Annotated in this window: 7 protein-coding genes, 1 rRNA gene and 1 pseudogene; all 9 read right to left on the reverse strand. The window is 70.1% G+C overall.

Going from position 1 to position 7,611, the window contains the following annotated elements; translation table 11 throughout:
* Positions 1 to 43 precede the first annotated feature (43 nt).
* Positions 44 to 790 (reverse strand): MerR family transcriptional regulator, encoded by a 747-nt coding sequence (locus B085_RS0111425; RefSeq protein WP_018558706.1) that lies wholly within the window; start codon positions 788 to 790, stop codon positions 44 to 46.
* A 19-nt stretch (positions 791 to 809) separates the two neighbouring features.
* On the reverse strand, positions 810 to 1,256 hold the full coding sequence (locus B085_RS50665) for an FHA domain-containing protein (RefSeq protein ID WP_324603862.1): 447 nt from the start codon (positions 1,254 to 1,256) through the stop codon (positions 810 to 812).
* A gap of 15 nt (positions 1,257 to 1,271) precedes the next feature.
* Positions 1,272 to 1,589 (reverse strand): annotated as a pseudogene (locus B085_RS50670) (zinc ribbon domain-containing protein); the annotation flags it as partial.
* Between the two features lie 153 nt (positions 1,590 to 1,742).
* Positions 1,743 to 2,756 carry a DUF881 domain-containing protein gene (locus B085_RS0111435; protein WP_018558708.1) on the reverse strand — a complete coding sequence of 338 codons (1,014 nt, stop codon included), beginning with the start codon at positions 2,754 to 2,756 and terminating at the stop codon, positions 1,743 to 1,745.
* A 7-nt stretch (positions 2,757 to 2,763) separates the two neighbouring features.
* A complete protein-coding gene (locus tag B085_RS0111440; RefSeq protein ID WP_003984969.1) occupies positions 2,764 to 3,096 on the reverse strand; it encodes a small basic family protein in 333 nt (110 codons plus the stop codon).
* Positions 3,093 to 4,034: a DUF881 domain-containing protein gene (locus B085_RS0111445; RefSeq protein ID WP_026250928.1), complete on the reverse strand. Its 942-nt coding sequence runs from the start codon at positions 4,032 to 4,034 to the stop codon at positions 3,093 to 3,095. Before B085_RS0111445 ends, B085_RS0111440 begins: the two co-directional genes overlap by 4 nt.
* Before the next feature lie 94 nt (positions 4,035 to 4,128).
* Positions 4,129 to 6,624, reverse strand: coding sequence for a mannose-1-phosphate guanyltransferase (locus tag B085_RS0111450; RefSeq protein WP_018558710.1), 2,496 nt, complete (start codon positions 6,622 to 6,624; stop codon positions 4,129 to 4,131).
* A gap of 140 nt (positions 6,625 to 6,764) precedes the next feature.
* A complete protein-coding gene (locus B085_RS0111455) occupies positions 6,765 to 7,373 on the reverse strand; it encodes a CDP-alcohol phosphatidyltransferase family protein (protein WP_026250929.1) in 609 nt (202 codons plus the stop codon).
* Positions 7,374 to 7,490: 117 nt separating this feature from the next.
* Positions 7,491 to 7,607 (reverse strand): 5S ribosomal RNA (gene rrf, locus B085_RS0111460).
* Positions 7,608 to 7,611 lie beyond the last annotated feature (4 nt).

Genomic DNA, 7,611 nt, shown 5'->3' on the forward strand with positions numbered 1-7,611 from the left:
GGCCCGGCCCGCCGCCGACCGGGCGTGTCCCGGCCACCTCGGCTCAGAAGAGCCGCACCCTGAGCGCGGACTGCACCAGCGCCGCGTGCAGGCGCACCGACAGCGCCGCCAGCTCCCGCGCGGTGGCCTCCGCGTGCGTCCTGGTCTGCGGATTGCGGTGCCTGCGCAGGGGCGCGACCACCTGCTCGACCAGACCGGCCTCACGCTCGGCGGCGGCCTTCATCGCGCGCAGGTGACGCGGTTCGAGCCCGAAACGGCCCAGATCGGCCACGATCTTGGCGATGTTCACCGTTTCGGCGTCATAGTCGCCGTCAGGACCGGCCTCCACCAGCCCGTACGCCTCCCACTGGGCGAGCTCACCCGGTTCGGCACCCGTCGCGGCCAGCAGTTCGTCCCGGCCGATGCGCAGCGCGGCCGGCGCCTCCCGCTCGATCGCGCCGACCTCGACCAGTTCCCGGGGCTCCCCGGAGGACGGGACGGGCAGCGGCAGCGGCTCGCCGCGGTCGAGGGCGTCGACGTGCTCGCGGATCACTTTGAGCGGAAGGTAGTGGTCGCGCTGCATGCGCAGCACGTGCCCGAGCCGCTCCACGTCCCGGACGGTGAACTTCCGGTACCCCGACGGAGTGCGCTGTGGCTCCACCAGCCCCTCCGCCTCCAGGAAACGGATCTTGGAGATGGTGACCTCGGGGAACTCCTCCCGCAACTCGTTGAGCACCGCTCCGATGCTCAGCAGCCGGTCGTCCGCGGTGGCGGTGCCGTTGCCGGCACCGCCCGACGGTGTAAGAAGCATGAACCTTCCCTCGCGGGGGTCAGGCGCCCCACTGGCTCGCGTAGAAGACCAGTCGGTACTTGCCGATCTGTACCTCGTCGCCACTGGACAGGGTCACCGAGTCGATCCGCTCCCGGTTGACGTAGGTGCCGTTGAGGCTGCCGACGTCGGAGACCGTGAAGGAACCGTCCTGCTGGCGCCGGAACTCCACGTGACGACGCGAGACGGTGACGTCGTCCAGGAAGATGTCGCTCTCCGGGTGGCGGCCGGCCGTGGTCAGCTCACCGTCCAGGAGGAAGCGGCTCCCCGAGTTGGGGCCACGGCGCACCACCAGCAGCGCGGAGCCCGGGGGCAGCGCGTCGACCGCGGCCTGGGCCTCCGGGGACAGCGCCGGCAGCACGGTCTGCCCCGTCGCCTCGGCCTCGTACGCCTCGATCCCGGAGATGGAGATCGTGGACGTGGTCTCGGAGGCACGCTCGGACGGCACCCCGGCGCGCAACGGCGCGCCACAGTTGGAGCAGAAACGGCTCGCTTCCGCGTTCTGGAACCCGCACCGCGCACAGACCGGCAAGGACCCTCCACCCGTGCTAGAGGCTGATGGTTGCTGGAAACCTATGCGCCCCGCAGCCGCAGGGTCAACAGAAACCGCACCAGGACCGCCCGAAATGTCACCGCCCGGAGCAGCGGCCTCGTCACGGAACAGCGGGCGCTCCTCGCCCGGCCCCTCCCCCTGCACGTGCCGCGGCGCGCGGTGACGCGCGGTCGGGCTGTCACCAGCCGGACGTGAACTCTTGCCGAACCACTTACCGAACAACTTCACGGGCGATTCCCCTTGAACGACACAGACCCGCCCGTGGGGCAGGACGAACCCTCAGTCACGACCAACACACAGTTTCTCTCACGCACCACCCCAACGGTGCGGCGACCCCCCGCATTCTCCCGCCCTCCCCCGCATACCCCACTCGCCCCCGCATCACCGGGTTGACGACTGAGCGTAGTCAGGCTGCTCCGACGGCCGCAAGGCGTCGACAACGATCTTCTCCGATCGTGCCACGTCCGCTGTGGCCTGCTCCTTCTCCAAAGTCTGTACCACGCCGCCGGGGATGTTCAGGGCGGGTTCGAGATCTTGTGGATTACCGATGACCTTGAAGCGGTAGGGCGCGCTCACCTTGTGCCCGTCGATCTGCACACCGCCCGACCCCTGGGTGAAGTACGTGTCGGCGACGACCCGCACGTCGTTGATCTGGATCGCCTCCGCTCCCGCGGCGCGCAGCTCCTGGAGCGCGTCGAGGAGCATGTCGGCCTCGACCCCGCCCTGGGGGTCGTTGACGGTCAGCGTGATCCCCGGACCCTCGACGGCGACCGTGCCGGCCAGCACCCCGAGCTGCTCGGCCTTCTGCTCGGTCTGCCTGCGGGCCTCCTCGGCCTGGTCGGAGCTGTTCTCCAGCTCCGTGCGCTGCTCCTCAAGGCGCCGCCGCTCGTCGCCCAGTCGCTGCGAGCGGTTGTCCAGCTCGTCCAGGATGCGCACCAGGTCCTCCTGGCGGGCGCCGCGCAGCGCGCTGGTGTCGCTGGTCGAGCGGACCTGGATGGCCAGGCCGAGGCCCAGCACGAACAGCAGCAACGCGACGATCAGCTGGGCCCGGGACACCCGCGGCGGCCACAGTCCCGACTTGAGGCGTTGCCGGCCGGTCACTCCGGGCGCGGGACCCACGGGTCCCCCCGCGTCCGGCGACGGCTGCTGCCGGCCCGGCGCCGAAGGCCCCGCGTCCGCCGGTGCGGTGGGCGGCATCGGTCCGGCGGCGGGCAGCTCCGGGCGGGCCGGGGGCTCGGGGCGCCAGGACGGCTCCGGCCGGAAGGACGGCTCGGGCCGCTCGGGCCGCTCGGGCCCGGCGTGCCCCGCCGGCCTGCGCGGTTCCGCGGGCTCGCCGGGAGTGCCGGGGCGTGACGTCTCCGGGCGCTCCGGCGTCTGGTCGCTCTCGTCGCTCATCGTGCTGTCACGCCCGGAAGACATGGCGGCGGATCGCCGCGGCGTTGGAGAAGATGCGGATGCCGAGGACGACGACCACCCCCGTGGAGAGCTGCGCACCCACCCCCAGCTTGTCGCCCAGGAAGACGATCAGCGCGGCCACGACGACGTTGGAGAGGAAGGAGACCACGAAGACCTTGTCGTCGAAGATCCCGTCGAGCATGGCCCGCAGACCGCCGAAGACGGCGTCGAGCGCGGCGACCACGGCGATCGGGAGGTAGGGCTCGACCACCGTCGGCACCACGGGGCGGACCACCAGGCCCACCACCACTCCAACGATCAGGCCCAGTACGGCGATCAATTCGTACCCTTCCCATTTCCGGATGCGCTCGACGACGGCCCGGTCGACGGGACCGGGGTCGCGGAGCGGATGATCAGGCTCGGAGCCGCGGGCAGTTCCAGCTTCTCCTTCTCGGAGATGCGCGTACGGATCCCGTAGTTCTCCTGCAGGACGTGCAGGTACTGCCCGTCCGCACTGTCCAGGAAGGACGTGCTCAGCTTCTGCGGGTCCCCGATCGCCAGCACCGTGTAGGGCGGTACCAGCGGCCGGTTGTCGACCAGTATGGCGTCACCCGCGGCGCGGATGGCCGACAACGACGTCAGCCTCTGCCCGTTGATGGAGACGGCCTCCGCCCCCGACGCCCACAGGCCGTTGACGACGCGCTGCATGTCCCGGTCGCGTACGCGGCCGGTGTCCGTGAAGTCACTGGTGGTACGCGGATCGTTGCCGCCGCCCGACGAGGCCTCCTTGGCGTCGTTGACCTCCAGCTCGATCCCCGGCCCCGTGACCGGCGTCGCCCCGGCGAGCAGCGCCACGCGCTCCGCCTCGCCGTCCTGGTCGTTGAGTGCCTGCCGTTGCCTGGCCGCCACGTCGTCGCGCAGCTCGTCCACGCTCTTCTGCAGCTCGTCGGCGGTACGGGTCTCGGACTGGATGCGGTCGATGAGCTTCTGCCGCTCCTTGGCCAGCGTCGGGGCCGCCACCTGCGTCTGCGCCGCGCCTATGGTGACCACCACGGCGGCCAGCACCAGGCCCAGTGCGAGCACCAGCCGGCCCCGCAGCGTCCCGGGCAGACGCGACGTGCCCGTGGCGCCCCGGCGGGCGGCGGCCTCGGCGTACCCGTCGTCGAGGCTGTGCTCCATGACGTTGTTCAGCAGCGACATGGAGGCGTCCGGGCGCCGGGTCACGGCCCTCCCAGGGGCGCTGCTCCGATCGGGGTGCTGCTGCGGCATGCCGCACATCGTCGCACGTCCCCGCCACCGACCTCGAACGGGCCCCTCCCGACGCGCCGTTCGTCGCGTCGGGAGGGGCCCGTGAGCCGTCGCCGGGGCTCGGTCAGCGGCCCGCGCTGTCCACGATCCCCGCCCACTCGTCGAGCAGTGCCTGCGCGGAGGCGTCGTCCGGGCCCTCCGCCCACAGGTGTGTGACCGCCTCGGCCGGATCGGGCAGCACCATCACCCAGCGGCCGTCCGCCTCGACCACGCGCACGCCGTCGGTGGTGTCGACGCTGCGGTCGCCCGCCTCCTCGACCACGCGGCGCATGACCATGCCCTTGACCGCCCACGGCGTCGCCAGGTCCCGCTTGAGGACATGGGCGCGGGGGATGCGGGCGTCGATCTGGCTCAGGGTGAGCTGCGTACGCGCCACCAGGCCGATCAGCCGGACGAAGGCCGCCGCGCCGTCGAAGACGCTGCTGAACTCCGGGACGATGAGGCCGCCCTTGCCGTCACCGCCGAAGATGGTCGTGTCCTGCCGGCCGACCCGGGTGAGGTCGTCGGGCGAGGTCGTCGTCCACTCCACCTGCGTGCCGTGGTAGGCCGCGACCTGCTCGGCGACGCGTGTCGTCGTCACGGGGAGCGCCACCCGGCCGCTGCGGCGCTCGGCCGCGACCAGGTCGAGCAGGACCAGCAGGGCCCGGTCGTCCTCGATGATCTTGCCGCGCTCGTCCACCAGCGACAGCCGCTCGCCCACCGGGTCGAAGCGCACACCGAAGGCGGCCCGCGAGGAGGCCACGATCTCCCCGAGCCGGACCAGGCCGGCCCGCCGGCTGTCCGCGGTCTCGGTCGGTCTGGCCTCGTTGAGGCCGGGGTTGATCGTCAGCGAGTCCACCCCGAGCCGGCCGAGCAGGCTCGGCAGGACCAGGCCCGCGCTGCCGTTCGCGGCGTCGACCACGACCTTGAGCCCCGCCTCGGCGATGCCCGAGGTGTCCACGGCCCTCAGCAGCGCGCCGGTGTAGGAGTCGAAGACGCTCGCCGGGAAGTTCAGGTCGCCGATCTCACCGGGGAACGCCCGGCGGTACTCCTGGCGCGCGAAGACGCGGTCCAGCTTGCGCTGCCCGGCCGCCGACAGGTCGGCGCCGCGTTCGTCGAAGAACATGATGTCGACCGAGTCGGGGATGCCCGGGCTCGTCCGGATCATGATGCCGCCGGCGCTGCCGCGGGCGGTCTGCTGCCTCGCCACGGGCATCGGCACGTTCTCCAGGTCGCGCACGTCGATCGCGCTGGCCTGGAGCGCCGAGATCACCGCCCGCTTGAGCGCACGCGCACCACGGGAGTGGTCACGGGCTGTGGTGACGGTGGCGCCCTTCTTGAGCGTCGTCGCGTACGCGCCCGCCAGTCGCACGGCCAGTTCCGGGGTGATCTCCACGTTCAGGATGCCGGAGACGCCCCGCGCGCCGAAGAGGTTCGCCTGGCCCCTGGACTCCCAGATGACCGAGGTGTTCACGAAGGCGCCGGCCTCGATGGTCTTGAACGGGTACACCCGGACGTCGCCCGCGATGATCGACTCCTCGCCGATCAGGCACTCGTCGCCGATGACCGCGCCGTCGTCGATCCGCGCCGCGCGCATGACGTCGGTGTTCTTGCCGATGACGCAGCCGCGCAGATTGGTCTGGGGCCCGATGTAGACGTTGTCGTGGACCACGGCCTTGTGCAGAAAGGCGCCCGACTTCACGACGACGTTGGAGCCGATCACCGTGTGCTCGCGCAGCTCGGCCCCGGCCTCGACCTTGGCGTAGTCACCGACGTACAGCGGACCGCGAAGCGTCGCGTCCGGGTGGACCTCCGCACCCTCGGCGACCCAGACGCCGGGCGAGATCTCGAAGCCCTCGAGATCGACGTCCACCTTTCCCTCGAGGACGTCCGCCTGCGCCTTGATGTAGCTCTCGTGGGTGCCCACGTCCTCCCAGTAGCCCTCGGCGATGTAGCCGTAGATGGGCTTGCCTTCCTTCATCAGCTGCGGGAAGACGTCACCGGACCAGTCCACGGAGACATCGGGCTCGACGTAGTCGAAGACCTCGGGCTCCATGACGTAGATGCCGGTGTTCACCGTGTCGGAGAAGACCTGGCCCCAGGTCGGCTTCTCGAGGAAGCGCTCGACCTTGCCCTCCTCGTCGACGATGGTGATGCCGAACTCCAGGGGGTTGGGCACTCGGGTCAGGCAGACCGTGACCAGCGCGCCCTTCTCCTTGTGGAAGTTGATCAGCTCGGTGAGGTCGAAATCGGTCAGGGCGTCACCCGAGATCACCAGGAACGAATCGTCCTTCAGTGCGTCCTCGGCGTTCTTGACGCTGCCGGCGGTGCCGAGTGGCTTCTCCTCGTTCGCGTAGGTGAGCTCCATGCCGAGTTCCTCGCCGTCGCCGAAGTAGTTCTTGACGAGGGAGGCGAGGAACTGCACGGTCACCACGGTCTCGGTCAGACCGTGCCGCTTGAGCAGCTTGAGCACATGCTGCATGATCGGCTGATTCACGACCGGCAGCAGCGGCTTGGGCATGCTCGAGGTCATCGGGCGAAGGCGCGTGCCTTCGCCGCCGGCCATCACGACGGCCTTCATGTCGGAAGCGTCCTCCTCAAAGAGACGACTGTCTTGCCGACGTCACCCGTGCTTTCTCGTGCGCGGACGGTCGCGGTCCCCCGGACCGCCGGTCACTCGCGGGGCACCCGGCCGGAGGTTCTCCTGCCGGGTACGCGGGCTCAATCGGCCGTGGCGTCCGCCCTGACGAGTCGGCGGACCTGGACCACGTAGAGGATCCCTGCCCACCAATACAGCGTTGTACCCCATCCGGCGAACGCCCATCCGAAAATAGCAGCGAGCGTGTTCAGCCACCCGTCGCCGTCGCTCAGCAGCAGCAACGGGAAGGCGTACATCAGATTGAAGGTGGCGGCCTTGCCCATGAAGTTGACCTGCGGCGGACCCCAGCCGTGCCGGCGCATGACCAGGATCATCACGCCCATGACGGCGTCCCGGGCCACCAGGATGGCCGTCAGCCACCACGGTAGGATCCCGCGCCAGGTCAGGCCGATGATCGTGGAGACGATGTAGAGCCGGTCCGCGGCCGGGTCCAGCACCCTGCCGAGGCTGCTGATCTGGTTCCAGCGGCGTGCGAGCTTCCCGTCCAGGTAGTCGCTGACACCGCTCAGGGCGAGCACGAGCAGCGCCCAGCCGTCGACCTTCGGACCGCCGAACTCCGGCCACAGGATGAGCCACAGGAACACGGGCACGCCCAACAGCCGTGCCATGCTCAGGATGTTGGGGATCGTGAAGACGCGATCCGTCTGCACCCTTGTCTCCTGGACCTCCACCGGGGGCCCCTCCTGTTGAACGTACGCTCCGATGATTCCACCCGACCTTACATCAGGGCATGAAAAAGCCCGCCGCCGGGCCTCTGAGAGGCTCCGGCGACGGGCTTTACAAGAATTGTTCGGCGGCGTCCTACTCTCCCACAGGGTCCCCCCTGCAGTACCATCGGCGCTGAAAGGCTTAGCTTCCGGGTTCGGAATGTAACCGGGCGTTTCCCTAACGCTATGACCACCGAAACAC

This window comes from Streptomyces sp. BoleA5, assembly GCF_000373665.1.
Lineage (GTDB): Bacteria > Actinomycetota > Actinomycetes > Streptomycetales > Streptomycetaceae > Actinacidiphila.